We start from the raw sequence: 14,159 nt of genomic DNA, 5'->3' as shown, positions 1-14,159 counted from the left end.
TGGGCGGCGTTTTCATTTGTTGACCTATCTCAGCGATATTGTGCTTCAATCTCAATCAGCTTTTGTTTACGCCAAAGCCCGCCGCCATAACCAGTCAGAGAACCGTCAGCACCAATTACCCGATGGCACGGAATGAGGATGGCAATCTGATTGGGTCCATTGGCACGTGCAACAGCGCGAACCGCCAGCGGCTTGTCGACCGCTCTTGCTATCTCGCTATAGCTGCGCGTCTGCCCCGCACGTATATTTTGCAATTCGCGCCAGACATCGCGTGTAAATTCACTTCCATGCAACACAAGCGGCATATCAAACCTTGCAGAGCAACCGGCAAAGAAAGCGTTAAGCTGTAGTTCCAGCACATCATGTGACGGATACCGACCGATACCAATCAAACCGTGACACGCCTTATAAAGCTTCTTCAACTCCTGTGGCAAAGCTTTGCGATCCGCAAACTCCAGCAAATGCAGCGCCGACCGGTCACAGACAGCAATCATCGTGCCGAGCGGTGTTTTGATCCAGTCAGCGCGCAACAAGCCATCCTTCCGCAATTGTGCCGGTGGCATTCCAAGAAAACGTGCAAAAGCAGTGCGAAATGCGTCAGGTGATTCAAAACCCGCATCGACTTGCGCATCGATAACACGCTCTCCCTGCGCAAGAGTTTGAAATCCTTGTCGTAGGCGTTCCTGCCGCGCCATTTCAAGAAACGTAATTCCAAAGTGTCGTCTGAAGCTACGCCTCACCGTTGACGGATCGAAGCCCATGCCGGCAACATCATCTTCACTCCAACGACGCTGCGGCTCAGCTTCAAGTGCTTTCAACAAACGCTCAACCGAGGCATCCGCATCAGCTGCAGGCTGTAACGGGTGGCATCGTTTGCAAGCGCGAAATCCATCCGCAATACATTCTGGGATAGACGCAAAAAAGCGGCAGTTCTCTTTGAGAGGCTTTCTTGCCGGACAGGTCAGCCGACAGAAAATGCCCGTCGACAGCACGCCGACATAGGCCCTGCCTTCATAGGCCACATCACGAGCAAGCAGCGCATCATACAAGGTATTTAAATCTGGGAGTGTGTTCAACATGGCGACAACTGTTAGTGCATCAGAGCGAAACTGCAGCCGGAAATCGGGCGTATATTTTTCGGCGCGACATATTGCTATGCGAATTTATTACTTTGACACTGTGTGAAAACACGACATATCTATAGAATAAATATTCAACAGCAACTCTTTGCAAACATCAATACGGGTGAACATTGCCTTCTGGAGTTGACACCGCGATCAGTGCTGCTGATGCTTTCTCGCACATGCGTATCATTAATGGCATGGGCATCAGTCTTTGCCTCTCACGATTGCTTATCTTTGCATCCAGATTTGTGCAGCATCCTAACAAGCATAAAATCTCCTATATGCATATCGGCTGGGTAATTGTTGTTTTTCTCTGGATAATTCAGTTCTGGTGGGACTATCTTTTTGAAAGCAGCACAAAGGCCTACAACGTCTATACCTATGTTTTAGATTTACTTTATGTATTCGGTCTTTTTTTCATGTGCGTCACTCTAACTCCAGACGATATCAAAGAGTATGGAGATTATGAAAAATATTTCCTTTCACGAAAAATATGGCTGTTATCGCTTTTGATATTGCTCAATCTTATTGAGCTATTGCGCAGTGCTGGCCCCAGTATTTCAATCAATAACGAGGAATCTCCGCTAGGTGATTTCATTTTCTTTGCAATCGAAACAGCGGTGATACTGCTAGCTATGAAGATCAAGAAAAGAGGCTTTCAGTATTTCTTTATTGCACTGCTTATAGTAGCGGTGTTTGCAGACTTCACAATTCAACTCGACTGAAACTAAAAAAGCCGCTGTGCGATCTTCACACAGCGACTTTCAACGCATATTCGATCAGTGATTAAGCTGACAGCGCCTTGAACTTGGCAAGGATAGCATCGCCCATTTCTGTCGTTCCGACCTTATTCGTGCCTTCCGACCAGATATCGGCAGTGCGCAGACCGTCATCCAGAACGCCAGCAATCGCAGCTTCCAGACGATCAGCTTCATCGATCAGGTTGAACGAATAACGCAAACACATGGCAAGCGACGCGATCATTGCGATCGGATTGGCAACGCCCTGACCAGCAATATCCGGCGCCGAACCGTGTACGGGCTCATAAAGCGCCTTGCGCTTGCCAGTCACGCCATCGGCCGCACCGAGCGAAGCAGACGGAAGCATACCGAGCGAACCGGTCAGCATCGCAGCAACGTCGGAAAGCATGTCACCAAAAAGATTGTCAGTGACGATCACGTCGAACTGCTTCGGCCATCGAACGAGCTGCATACCACCCGCATCAGCCAGCATATGCTCAAGTTCAACGTCCGAATGCTTTTCTTTGTGACGTGCTGTGACGACTTGATTCCACAGAACGCCCGACTTCATCACATTGCGCTTTTCCATCGACGTCACTTTGTTGCGACGGGTGCGTGCAAGCTCAAAAGCGACATCAGCAATGCGTTCGATTTCGTAAGTGTCATAAACCTGCGTATCGATACCGCGCTTCTGACCATTACCCAGATCGATAATTTCCTTCGGTTCACCGAAGTAGACGCCACCGGTCAGTTCGCGCAGAATCAGAATGTCGAGACCTTCAATCACTTCCGGCTTGAGCGACGATGAATGTGCGAGTGCTGGATAGCAGATTGCCGGGCGCAGATTAGCATAAAGGGCCAAATCTTTACGCAGGCGCAGAAGACCTGCTTCTGGACGCACTTCGTAAGGTACGCTGTCCCACTTAGGACCGCCAACAGCACCGAAAAGTACGGCATCGGCTGCAAGCGCTTTTTCCATATCCGCATCGGAAATCGCCTGACCGCACGCATCATATGCAGAACCACCAACAAGACCTTCATCGGTCTCAAAACCGAGATTGAGGCCTGTGTTCAGGTAATCAATAATCTTGCGGACCTCAGCCATTGCTTCGGGACCGATGCCGTCGCCGGGCAGGAGAAGAAGTTTTCTGGATGCCATAATGCCAAGCCTCTGTTTTTTATCGCACAATAGGAGCAGGAAAATTTTATCCCACTATCGCGCTTTCAAGTTCCGCGAGGGTTATAGAACCCCGCCGCGCGGCAGGCAACAACCGGCGGCGTGAAATTTATGAAAAAGAACAGAGGATATACAGAAATTATATAACAGTCGTATCAAGTCAACCTGTGTTACGCTCATGTGAGCCGCAGAAGCCAGAAAAACTAGTCAGTTGGACGTGCTTCCGAGGGCAGCATAATCGGAATACCACCTCGAATTGGATAAGCAAGTTTGGCTTTTTCCGAAATCAGCTCGCTATTCTGTGCATCATAACGAAGCAGGCCTTTGGTCAGCGGGCACACAAGCAACTCAAGCAGTTTTACGTCGAGCTGGCTGTCATTTTCATTTGTCATCATTAAACTCTTCCCGGCACCTACTGCAAACGCGAACCATAATCATCCCTGGCTTTCGCCAACACCATTTCCGTGATCGCAATCAAAGTTGCGGCACGCGTTTTCAAATCTGCTGCTTCCAACAATGCTTGCTTTTCTGCAGGACCAAAAGGCGACATAATTGAGAGCGCATTGACGAGCGTATCATTGGCTGCCCGCGAAATACTATCCCAATCAGCTTCCAAATTATGCACTTCCAGATAGTCTTTAAAAGCGCGCAACAAAGCTTCGCGGTCGATGTCTCCAACATCATTCGCAGCTTCGAGATCAGTCAAAAATGGCGCTATCTTGCATTGGCGATAAGGCTTGCGAGAATGCACCTCCTCGAGAACTCGGAACCGGCAAATGCCTTGCAATGTGATCAACACACGACCGTCGCCGGTTTCTGAATAGGTGGTGATGCGTCCAAGACAGCCAACCTGGCTCAATTCAGGTTTCTGTGTCTCGTCGAAATCATCACTATCATCTTCTTCCTCGACATCATGAATGCGAGGCTGGATCATTGCAATGATCCGCTTACCCGACAGTGCGTCTTCGACCATCTCAAGATAGCGAGGCTCGAATATGTTTAACGGCAGCTGACCACCCGGCAGCAAAAGTGCGCCTTTAAGGGGAAACACCGGAACAAGCTCCGGTATATCCGAAGCTATCCGATAACGGGCATTGCCCACTTGCATAACTATCTCCTTTAAGAAAACAGAAGCGACGAAAGCTTGCGGCGCGCACCTAAAGTTGCCGGGTCTGCATTGCCCCACGCTTCAAAGAATTGCAGAAGCTGCTTACGTGCACCGTCATCGTTCCAACTGCGGTCCGCCTTCATGATTGCCAGCAATTCATCAGCGGCTTCCACGCGCCTTCCCTGCGCATTGCGTACCTGCGCGAGATCAAACCGGGCCTGATAATCACTCGGGTCCGTCTGAACGCGGCGCTCCAGCTCTACTGGATCACCGATAAGTTTCACCTGATCGGCAAGGGCAAGCTTCGCTTCAAGCGCACGAACAGGGGCGGCATCCTGCTTATCGGCAGGCAAGCTTGCCAGCATTTCCCGTGCTTTGTCAGCATCGCCAGATTCCAGCAAACACGTGGCCAAGCCGACAATTGCATCCACATTATCAGGTGCTACTTGCAGAATTGATGAGAAAATCTGTGCCGCCTGCACAAAATCACCCGCGTCAACCAACTCTTTTGCTGCTGTCGCGGCTTCAGCAATTGCTGCTTCCTGATCACTTGGACCGCTGATCTTCGCGATAAATTCCTTCACCTTGGATTCAGGCAAAGCCCCCATAAAGCCATCGGCAGGCTGACCATTGACAAAGGCAATGACAGCCGGGATCGACTGGATACCAAGCTGACCAGCGATTGATGGATGATCGTCAATGTTCATCTTAACAAGCTTAACCGCACCGCCTGCTTCACGAACTGCCTTTTCGATAATGGGCGTGAGTTGTTTGCAAGGCCCGCACCACGGCGCCCAAAAATCAACGAGAACAGGCTGCTTACGCGATTCCGCAATGACATCAGTCTGAAAAGTGGCTGTCGTCGTATCCCTGATCAGATCGTTGCTACCTGTTGCTGGCGCAACCCCAAACGAAACGTTCCCAGTCATTTGTCCAGTGGCTGTTGAATAAGGATTGTTCTGGCTCGTCATTGGATATTCCTTATATCTTCCAGCTTGCATATAGGGCGGAAGCAGGCCGGTTTCGATAGATCAATTTGTATTGGCAGCCTCTAATTTCAAGTTCTACACGCTAGCAAAATGCTTAGACCTGTTGTGTAGCCTTGGTATCATCCGAAACTGCAAGAATGCGTGGCTCATGTCCTGTTGCTGCCAAAAAGCGTAACAGATCGTCACGTCGGATCGATGTCGTTGCTTCATTGGTTAGAGGATGACCATTGACGATGTCATTTTTCATCAGATTTGCATCGAGGATAATCTGAACATTGTGTTCAGTATCATTGACCGCACCAAATACCGTCACGCCGCCCGGAACAACCCCCAGATATTCCATCAGCTTTTCTGGCTTGCCAAACGAAACCCGGCTGGCGGCGCCAATGATCTGATGAATTGTCTTGAGATCAACGACAGCATCCTCGTCTACTGTCACCAAAAAGAAATTGTCTTTCTTGTCTTTCAGGAAAAGGTTCTTGGTATGGCCTCCAGCGATTTCACCACGAAGACTTTGCGAGTCCGCTACCGTAAACAAAGGTGGATGTTCCACCGTCTTAACCTCAATGCCAAGGTTTTTCAGATAGTCGTGAAGTTCGGCTGGCGTAAGAGGCATAAAATTGGGTTCCCTAAATGCATGATCTTGTCGCAAGACCATTATACGAAGCGCAGAGGTACACTTACTCAACCCATCTGCAGACGCAATACCAGTCACTCCACGTCTGCAAAACCTTTCCGCTCAGCCCTTCTGGAAAAGCCAATGTAAATCATAATAAATCAGCTGATTCACATCGATTCCATACGATTAGAAGCGTCACTCCGTAAAACCAGCACCATATCCACAGCCAACCCAAAAATATTTATATAATTAAATCAATTGCTTAATTGTATAAATCAGTTTATTTTCAGGAAAATCTCTTTTCTCTGTTGCAATATTAAAAGCTGTGAGCGATATAGCGCTTGCCTAACGGAAACGACTTCTCTCTCAGAGAAGACTGGCGCGAGCGGGTGTAGCTCAGGGGTAGAGCACAACCTTGCCAAGGTTGGGGTCGAGGGTTCGAATCCCTTCGCCCGCTCCAGTTTTTCCGAGGCTTTCATGAGCATGATAGAAATAAATATATGCTCTCAGATAACTCATTCCATTTAAAAATTTGCATTCAGGCATGACTGATGATTCGTAGTGTTCTTTTGTTAATCGTCGGCGTCGGCGCATTTTTTCAAGGGCTTATGCGAATCGGTCAACCTGCTCAGGACGTCGAGAAATCTGGCTGGCTATATCAGCAGTTTGGCGACCAAGGCATTGCTTACGGAATGATGGCGCTTGGATTGGTTGCTCTCGTGATAGGTGCGTTCATGTTCAACAACACCTGGATTAAAGCCATTCGCATGCGCAGGCAGAAATGAACCACATTGTTCATTTAGCATTCTCTCACATAACAGATATGCTTTATTATTCATTGTATGAGCGCCACTTAGGCAGCATATACACGTCCAACGTCAAAGGACGATAAACTCCATGAAGCCTGAAACTGTTTTTAACGCTGTTATAGCGTTATGCCTAATATTTTTAACTTGGGCTGTCGGTTTGCGCATCTTCAATGAGTTCGAACGCAGCAATCAAAATATGCAAAGAAAACAGGTGCCTACACTTTCCCTGCCTCGCCGAACAGATGAGAGCGGAAATAATTTTTAGGTATTAAAAGACGGCATCCTGATTTTCATCAACAAGGCCGTCTCGCATTAAATTTGTCACCAAACCAGCATGATAGCGCTATTTATTTTTGAAGTGTTTCGTCCATGTGCTTCAATACCAGTTCAGAAACCTCGTCGTGAATATCTGAACGGCTTTTTGATGTTTCATTACATATGGGATCAATTTCCCCAATTGATTTTAGAAAATCTGCAGCGCCTGAATGGCAGACTGGCAAAAAGCTGAAATGATCCGCTCCGCTCACCGTTTCATAATTGGCGCCTGAAACCTGACTAGACACTTTATCGGCAATCACGGCAAACGGGATTTCATTACCCGCACCAAAATTGATAAATGAGCTTGGAACACTGATGTCTTTCAGGCTCTGCGAAACATAAGCATGAACCAATCCCGGATCGATAAGCACTGCTGATTTGATGCGCGCATCAAGGTTGGATTGCTCAAACAGCTTCTTATCGATGGTGCGCAAATTGACCTTTTCGACCTTAACAGCCTCGCCATCGGCATACCCCACGCCACCTTGATACCACGCACAGTCCCATTTATCGTATTGATCACAGTAAGTTGCAAAAGCTTCAAGATTTGCGCGGGCACCAATCAGTTCAAGTGCAGTCGCACCACCCAATGAAAATCCCACAACACCCATTTGATCGGCCTTAAGATGTGGCGACCATTCCGCATCGCTCGTCAAGTAACTTGCCACATCAGAGATATCGTGCGTTCTTTGCCATAGCTTTGGGGTTTCCGCAGGCAACGAATTGCCGGACGTTGTTCCAGGGTGATTAGGGCCAGCAACCACAAACCCTGCTTCGGCCAATTTCGCCGCCAGCCAGCCAGCCGTTTCCACCCGCCCACCTGAACCGTGAGAAAGCAAAATCACAGGAAACTTTCCGGCAGCCAAAGGCGCATTCAAATAAGCCTCCGTGCCTTTGAACACTTTGTTCTCACCGAACGAAATCGCCTCGCCTCCTTTTTGTGCTGGATACCAAATCGCAACAGAAAGATCGGTTTTCCTTTCCGCAGAAGGCACCTTTATTTCACGCACCCCAACCTCATAGGCATAAGCGTTCGGCGCTATGATCATCAGCTTAACAGTGATAAAAGCGGCAAGCAAAAAAGGTCGTTTCATTCAAGTCTCCAGAGTTTGAGTTATGTCTGGAGAATTGCGGTGAACCTTTCTCATTTTCGTCCTAAATCGCGATTCAGGTCGTACACAATCGCGATTTAGGCCAAACAGTGAGCGTGCTTCCCTCAAATAGAGTCTCAGCGTGATCTTTGTTCCCTTGCCCTTTGTCGTCGCTCTGCTTTTGACAATCCTGTTTTTTACGATGTGGCGGAATAGAACTTCCGAGCAGCATAATTGGCCATTTCAACTCCTCGTCGCACTTTGCATTGCGCAATCTGTGGCCGTGGGTTTGCGATGGGGATATGACCTTACTGAAGTTCGCTATGTGCTTCCAATAATTGCCAGCGCGCTACCGCCATTGCTTTATGCAAGCTTTCGGACCTTGATCGGCTCTGAAACGGGGCGAAATACCGACAACCTCTGGCTTACAGCAATTTTTCCGATCACGATTATGGGCCTGCTATTTGTCGCGCCAATTCTGATTGATGGCGCTCTGATCCTGCTTTTTATGGGTTATGCAATCGCCTTGCTATATCTTGGTCGGCGCGGTCCGGATTCTTTAAGTGATGCTCGGTTTGAGACAGCAATTTCAGCGCATCGCGCACTTCTTATCGCAGCAGCGTCTCTTTTCATGTCGGCATTTTTTGATATCGCAATCCTTTTTGATTTCGAGTGGACCAACGGTAACAATGCGGCTCTGATGGTAAGCAATGCCAATCTGCTTGGGCTGTTCTTTCTTGGCCTCACGGCAATCGTAGCGGGCAAAGCGCAACCATCAGTGCCTAGCCATGAAGACAGAAACCAAAGCATTTCAGATAGAGAACAACATCAAGCAGTATTGGCGCATGTCGAAGAGTTTCTGTCAGCAAAGAAGCTGTATCTCGACGAGAATTTAACGCTGGTTCGTCTTGGAAAAAAAGTCGGTCTACCCGCACGTCAAATTTCAAATGCTGTGAACCATTTGACTGCAAAAAATGTTTCGCAATTCATCAATGATTATCGAATAGCTGAAGCTTGCAAGTTACTAATCGAGACAGATACATCCGTGACCGTGATCATGCTCGATTCAGGCTTCACAACGAAGTCAAACTTCAACCGAGAATTCCGCCGCGTGACGGGATTAAGCCCGCTGGAATGGCGCAAACAGAAAAACACTCAAACCAGAGTTTAAGCGGATGAACGTAAAATCAGCTGGCTTGCGAGATGACTGATTTCCGCAGCAACCGCAGTACCGCTTTTCTGCGCGTTTATGCGTGAAAACAACATATCGAGCCCAAGCTGAGCAATTGTGCGATAATCCTGCGCAACTGTTGTCAGTGGCGGACACGTAAATCGACTAAGCGGATGATCGTCATGGCCTGCCACGCGAAAATCGCATCCCTCTTCTCGCCCAACGTGACGTCGCCTCTCATAAGCCGCTGAAATCACGCCAAAAGCAATACGGTCATTGGCACACAAGACAGTGCGCGTCGGAAAACCGCCCCGATCAAGAATGCGCCCTGCTTCCTCATAACCAAGCTCTTCGAAGTTCCACTTCTTCGGTGTCAACGGCAAGACAATCGGCTCAATGCGCAGACGTTCCATTGCAGAGATATAAGCAGCCCGGCGCTCAATAGCATTCTGATTAACGGCGGGCATTTCCATGAAACAAGGGTGTTCACCCGTGCGGCAGAGATATTCGACAATATTGCCAATGCTCTGGCGATTATCTGTCCCAACAAAAGGCTGATCATCACTAATACGGCTATCCAGAAAAACGACTGGCATAGAGGCCGACAAGCTTGAAAGGAGCTTGGCATCAGTTTCAAAACCAAGCGGCGCCATTAGCACACCCGATATGTTGAGCGACATGAGCGTGCGCATAGCGCGCGCTTCAAGCTTGCGATCACCATGAGAAGACAGAACAATCGTCCAATAGCCCTCAGCCAGACAACGCATTTCAATCTGGCGAATGATTTCGGCGTAAAATGGATCTGAAATATGTGGAACAATCACGCCAATATTCTTGGGCTTTTTGCGGTTCATGCTCACAGCAAAAATATTGGGCTGATAATTATGGTCTTTCAGCGCCTTCTCAATGCGTGCACGCGTCGATGGTTTAACACTCTCAGGATTGTCGAAATATTTCGAAACAGTCGGACGCGATAAACCGCTTGCGACAGCGAATTCTTCCATTGTCCTGATTTTGTTGTCGGCCATTGCCGCTCCTCCCATCCCGTGTTGCGAGCATCTCTAGACGGGTCAATTATTTTCTATGCGTAAAATTATTTCTTATCAGAAGCAACTCTAATTTGCGCTGATATGCAACGTATCCTTGATTTACAATGTAAAATAGACCTCAACCTGCGTTAAAACCCCGACTTTAAATCGTTATAATTTTTACACGTGATAAATTTTATATTGACTCATCGAGCGGGCTCCATCATGTCTAATAAAGGCTCTAAGGCGGGCTTAGGAAGGAACCTGCCCTTCCGGGAGGTTAAGGTCAGCAACGGCCTTTAACCCAGCAGGAAATGTTTATGTGTCCCTAATCAGAAGGACGACCCGGCAGATGCCGGTTCTAGTCGGAGGAAATTATGTTTCGTAAATCGCTTGGTCGTATTCTTTTTTCTGGCGTAGCTCTTGCCATGATGACAGGCATTGCTTCCGCTGAAGGCATTGGTGCATCGCTTCTCACACAGCAGCATCCTTTCTATATCTCGCTCGCAGAAGCGATGAAAAAGGAAGCGCAGGCCGAAAACGTGCCGCTCGAAGTGTCCATTGCCAATCAGGATCTCAGCAAACAGCTCGCTGACGTTGAAGATTTCATCACCAAGGGCGTTGATGTCATCATCATTTCACCTGTTGATAGCAAGGGCGTTCGCTCGGCTATAACCAAAGCTCAGAAAGCGGGCATCAAGGTCATCACCGTTGACGTTCCAGCCAATAATATCGACGTGACTTCCTTTGTTGGCACAGACAACTTTGCCGGCGGCGAAAAGGCTGGCGAGCTGATGGCAAAGTCCATTGGCGACAAGGGTAATGTTGCGGTCATCGAATACCCGACGGTTCAGTCCGTTGTTGATCGCGTCGAAGGCTTCAAGAAGGCCATCGCAAACCATCCTGACATCAAGATTGTTTCTATCCAGCCAGGCATCACGCGTTCAGAAGCGCTTGCTGCTGCTCAGAACATCATTCAGGCCAATCCTGACATCGTCGGCATCTTCGGCTTTGGTGATGACGCAGCGCTGGCTGCAGCTTCGGCTGTAAAAGCTGCAAAGCTCGAAAATCAGGTCAAGGTTATCGGCTTTGATGGCATGGAAGAAGCCCGTAACGCAGTTAAGAACGACCCGATCATGGTCGGCGTGATTGCGCAGTATCCCGACCAAATGGGAAAAACTGCCGTTGAAACCGCAGTGAAAGTGATCAAGGGCGAAGAGGTTCCTGCAAAGCAGCCAATCGTACCTGGTGTTGTCACCAAGGACGGCGAAACCAAGTAAAACCGCGTGAAACGACGGCAACTCCTCCCAACCGTCGTTTCTCTTTAGTGCGCGGCGGCACGACGATCACCACGCGTCAGTGCCGCCGCAGCACATTATCGATACAAGGTTGTAGTTAGCGCATTTTCAGGCGTGTTAAATACAGACCTCTTATGGAGAGCGGAGACTCCCAATGACCGCTATCAATTCTGCGACCAATACCACTCAGGATATTGTGCTTGAGATCAGCAATGTGGCCAAAACATTTGGGTCTGTTGTTGCACTCAAACGCATGAACCTGACTGTTCGCGGTGGGCGTGTGCATACATTGCTCGGCGAAAACGGTGCTGGCAAATCCACACTAATGAAAATCCTTGCCGGGGTCTTCAAACCCACATCAGGCACGATAGTGCTCAAGGGCGCCCCTTATGCTCCCAAGAACCCGCGCGACGCACGCAGCAGCGGCATTTCAATCGTATTTCAAGAGCTTAGCCTGTCTCGAAACCTATCGGTTGCCGAGAACATTCTGGCGAACAATGAACCGAGCCGCTTTGGTTTTATCCGCGAACGGGAGCTCATCGCTGAAGCCAGCAAGCTCATTGCAGAACTTGGCCTGCCGGTTGATGCACGCGCCAAAGTCGGCGACTTATCGATCGCGCAGCGCCAGTTGGTTGAGATCGCCAAGGGGCTTAGCCAACCGGCTGATGTTGTGATCCTGGACGAGCCAACATCATCGCTGTCTGACAGTGAAGCCGAGATTCTGTTCTCAATTATTGAACGTCTCAAAGCGCGCGGTACGGCCGTCATCTACATTTCGCACCGGATGGAAGAAATCATGCGCCTGTCCGACGACATTACGGTCGTGCGCGACGGCGAATATGTCACAACGACTGAAAAAAACCAGACCAGCATTGAAGAGCTAATCGCCTTGATGGTCGGCCGTGAGATGAACGACATCTACCCCCCGCGTGAGGCCCCTCGCCCATCAGCAACGGTTCCCGCTATTTTAGAAACAAAGAACCTTTCGGTTCCGGGCAAATTCAACGATGTATCCATTGATGTAAAACCCGGCGAAGTGCTTGGTTTGTTTGGCCTCGTCGGCTCCGGTCGTTCGGATGTGATGAAAGCGCTCTTTGGCATGCTGCATCCAACCGGCGACATAAAACTCGACGGACAATCCATTACTCTCGCCTCGCCAACACAGGCGATTGCTCACGGCATCGCTTTTGTGACTGAGAACCGCAAGGAAGAAGGTCTCGTTCTGCCGCAGAGCGTCGAGCGCAACATCAATATGGTTGCTCTCGGACAACTTGCCGGACCTTTTGGCATGATGCGCTCATCCGCTGAACGTGCCAGCGCAAAAGCTGAAGTGCTGCGACTGGCAATCAAGACCGCATCGCTTGACACGATTGCCGGCTCTCTCAGCGGCGGTAATCAGCAGAAAATCGTTTTAGCAAAGTGGCTTCAGATGAAGCCAAAAGTGCTCATCCTCGATGAGCCAACCCGCGGCGTCGATGTGGGCGCAAAATTTGAAATCTATCGCATCATCCGTGAACTTGCCGCCCATGGCGCGGCAATCCTGATGGTTTCGTCCGAGTTGCCAGAAGTTCTGGGGCTGAGTGATCGCGTTGTCGTCATGCATTCCAAGCATGTCGCCGCAACACTCGACGCAGATGGCCTCACCCCAGAAACCGTCATGAGCTACGCAGCAGGAATGCATCAATGAGCAACGCACAAGACATTGAGAAAAAAGCCGCAAACGCAGAAGTTCGTCGTTCGCTTTTCTCTTCTCCGATGATCCGTCAATATGGCGGCATTGTCATATCGCTGGCCGTTCTCTGCATTGTTTTTGCAGTGCTGAACCCGCGCTTCCTTGCATTCAACAACTTCATGAACATCATGCAGCAGGTGGCCGTGATTGCGGTTGCGGCCTACGGCATGACCTACGTGATCCTGCTGGGTGAAATTGATCTTTCCATCGGTTCAATCATTGCAGTTGCTGGCATGGTGGCGGCGCAAGCGTTTTCCATGGGCTTCGGCTTTGCGCCGACCGTCATCTTCACACTGGCTGCCGGTGCGATTATGGGCGGGCTGAATGGTGTGCTCTCAGCGAAACTTATGCTTCCGTCCTTCATTGTGACAGTTGCCACAATGGGCATTTATCGCGGCATGGTCAGCCTGCCGACCAATGGCGCGCCCGAAATTATCGAGAATGAAACCTGGCTGGCAATCGGTTCAGAAAGCTGGCTCGGCTTACCAATCATCATCTGGATCGTCGGTGTTCTGTTTCTCGTCAATTATGTTCTGTTGTCCAAAACAGTTTTTGGCCGCCGCATTTATCTCGCAGGTGGCAACAAGGAGGCGGCCGTTTATTCCGGTATTCGTGTCGATCGTATTAAGATCATCGTCTTCATGCTTTCAGGCGTTATGGCTGCAATCAGTGGCATTTTGCTCTCATCGCGCCTGTCCTCGGCACAAACCAATGCAGGCATGGGGTACGAACTCGACGCCATTGCAGCCGTTGTTCTGGGTGGCACATCGCTCGCCGGTGGTGTCGGCACGATGGTCGGTACAATCCTTGGCGCGTTGATTATCGGCGTCATCAACAACGGCATGAACATGCTGTCGGTGCCGTATTTCTATCAGCTCATCGTCAAGGGCGTCGTCATTCTCGTCGCCGTTTGGCTCGATGTCCGCTCGAAATCAGTCAGGACATAACTTGGTGC

At 49.5% G+C, this 14,159-nt stretch carries 14 protein-coding genes and 1 tRNA gene; 7 read left to right on the top strand and 8 right to left on the bottom strand.

Annotated elements, in window-relative coordinates:
* Nucleotides 1-29 precede the first annotated feature (29 nt).
* Nucleotides 30-1,079, bottom strand: coding sequence for a trifunctional transcriptional activator/DNA repair protein Ada/methylated-DNA--[protein]-cysteine S-methyltransferase (locus RI570_RS14725; protein ID WP_313829307.1), 1,050 nt, complete (start codon nucleotides 1,077-1,079; stop codon nucleotides 30-32).
* A gap of 173 nt (nucleotides 1,080-1,252) precedes the next feature.
* Here RI570_RS14725 and RI570_RS14720 point away from each other — a divergent pair, with 173 nt between their 5' ends.
* A complete protein-coding gene (locus tag RI570_RS14720; protein ID WP_313829306.1) occupies nucleotides 1,253-1,849 on the top strand; it encodes a hypothetical protein in 597 nt (198 codons plus the stop codon).
* 61 nt (nucleotides 1,850-1,910) lie between these two features.
* Here the strand turns inward: RI570_RS14720 and leuB are convergent, their stop codons facing one another.
* The 5 genes from leuB to RI570_RS14695 all read right to left on the bottom strand — a co-directional run bounded on the left by leuB (nucleotide 1,911) and on the right by RI570_RS14695 (nucleotide 5,754).
* Nucleotides 1,911-3,023, bottom strand: coding sequence for a 3-isopropylmalate dehydrogenase (gene leuB / locus RI570_RS14715; protein ID WP_313829304.1), 1,113 nt, complete (start codon nucleotides 3,021-3,023; stop codon nucleotides 1,911-1,913).
* A gap of 221 nt (nucleotides 3,024-3,244) precedes the next feature.
* Nucleotides 3,245-3,436 (bottom strand): Trm112 family protein, encoded by a 192-nt coding sequence (locus RI570_RS14710; RefSeq protein ID WP_313829303.1) that lies wholly within the window; start codon nucleotides 3,434-3,436, stop codon nucleotides 3,245-3,247.
* Nucleotides 3,437-3,453: 17 nt separating this feature from the next.
* Nucleotides 3,454-4,149: an LON peptidase substrate-binding domain-containing protein gene (locus RI570_RS14705; protein ID WP_313829302.1), complete on the bottom strand. Its 696-nt coding sequence runs from the start codon at nucleotides 4,147-4,149 to the stop codon at nucleotides 3,454-3,456.
* An 11-nt stretch (nucleotides 4,150-4,160) separates the two neighbouring features.
* On the bottom strand, nucleotides 4,161-5,120 hold the full coding sequence (gene trxA / locus RI570_RS14700; RefSeq protein ID WP_313829301.1) for a thioredoxin: 960 nt from the start codon (nucleotides 5,118-5,120) through the stop codon (nucleotides 4,161-4,163).
* Between the two features lie 112 nt (nucleotides 5,121-5,232).
* On the bottom strand, nucleotides 5,233-5,754 hold the full coding sequence (locus RI570_RS14695) for a prolyl-tRNA synthetase associated domain-containing protein (RefSeq protein WP_313829300.1): 522 nt from the start codon (nucleotides 5,752-5,754) through the stop codon (nucleotides 5,233-5,235).
* A gap of 388 nt (nucleotides 5,755-6,142) precedes the next feature.
* Between RI570_RS14695 and RI570_RS14690 the strand changes: the two genes are divergently transcribed.
* Together RI570_RS14690 and RI570_RS14685 are read left to right on the top strand one after the other, a co-directional pair.
* Nucleotides 6,143-6,217, top strand: a tRNA-Gly gene (locus RI570_RS14690).
* Between the two features lie 91 nt (nucleotides 6,218-6,308).
* Nucleotides 6,309-6,542 carry a hypothetical protein gene (locus tag RI570_RS14685; RefSeq protein ID WP_313829298.1) on the top strand — a complete coding sequence of 78 codons (234 nt, stop codon included), beginning with the start codon at nucleotides 6,309-6,311 and terminating at the stop codon, nucleotides 6,540-6,542.
* 371 nt (nucleotides 6,543-6,913) lie between these two features.
* On the opposite strand, the gene RI570_RS14680 is transcribed toward RI570_RS14685, so the two are convergent.
* Nucleotides 6,914-7,963, bottom strand: coding sequence for an alpha/beta hydrolase family protein (locus tag RI570_RS14680; RefSeq protein ID WP_313829297.1), 1,050 nt, complete (start codon nucleotides 7,961-7,963; stop codon nucleotides 6,914-6,916).
* A 520-nt stretch (nucleotides 7,964-8,483) separates the two neighbouring features.
* On the opposite strand from RI570_RS14680, the gene RI570_RS14675 reads away from it, so the two are divergent.
* The gene (locus tag RI570_RS14675) at nucleotides 8,484-9,146 is read left to right on the top strand and encodes a helix-turn-helix domain-containing protein (RefSeq protein ID WP_313829296.1); all 663 of its coding nucleotides are present in this window, start codon (nucleotides 8,484-8,486) and stop codon (nucleotides 9,144-9,146) included.
* Here the strand turns inward: RI570_RS14675 and RI570_RS14670 are convergent.
* On the bottom strand, nucleotides 9,143-10,174 hold the full coding sequence (locus RI570_RS14670) for a LacI family DNA-binding transcriptional regulator (protein WP_313829295.1): 1,032 nt from the start codon (nucleotides 10,172-10,174) through the stop codon (nucleotides 9,143-9,145). The genes RI570_RS14675 and RI570_RS14670 overlap by 4 nt on opposite strands.
* A gap of 428 nt (nucleotides 10,175-10,602) precedes the next feature.
* Here RI570_RS14670 and RI570_RS14665 point away from each other — a divergent pair, with 428 nt between their 5' ends.
* The 3 genes from RI570_RS14665 to RI570_RS14655 all read left to right on the top strand — a co-directional run bounded on the left by RI570_RS14665 (nucleotide 10,603) and on the right by RI570_RS14655 (nucleotide 14,151).
* A complete protein-coding gene (locus tag RI570_RS14665) occupies nucleotides 10,603-11,454 on the top strand; it encodes a substrate-binding domain-containing protein (protein ID WP_409558696.1) in 852 nt (283 codons plus the stop codon).
* A gap of 172 nt (nucleotides 11,455-11,626) precedes the next feature.
* Nucleotides 11,627-13,159: a sugar ABC transporter ATP-binding protein gene (locus RI570_RS14660; RefSeq protein WP_313829292.1), complete on the top strand. Its 1,533-nt coding sequence runs from the start codon at nucleotides 11,627-11,629 to the stop codon at nucleotides 13,157-13,159.
* Nucleotides 13,156-14,151: an ABC transporter permease gene (locus RI570_RS14655; protein ID WP_409558677.1), complete on the top strand. Its 996-nt coding sequence runs from the start codon at nucleotides 13,156-13,158 to the stop codon at nucleotides 14,149-14,151. The genes RI570_RS14660 and RI570_RS14655 overlap by 4 nt, the downstream gene beginning before the upstream one ends.
* The last annotated feature ends 8 nt before the right edge of the window (nucleotides 14,152-14,159 follow it).

Source organism: Brucella pseudogrignonensis (assembly GCF_032190615.1).
GTDB lineage: Bacteria > Pseudomonadota > Alphaproteobacteria > Rhizobiales > Rhizobiaceae > Brucella > Brucella pseudogrignonensis_B.
The sequence above is the reverse complement of the archived record's forward strand: the minus strand, read 5'-3'. Positions and strand labels throughout refer to the sequence as shown.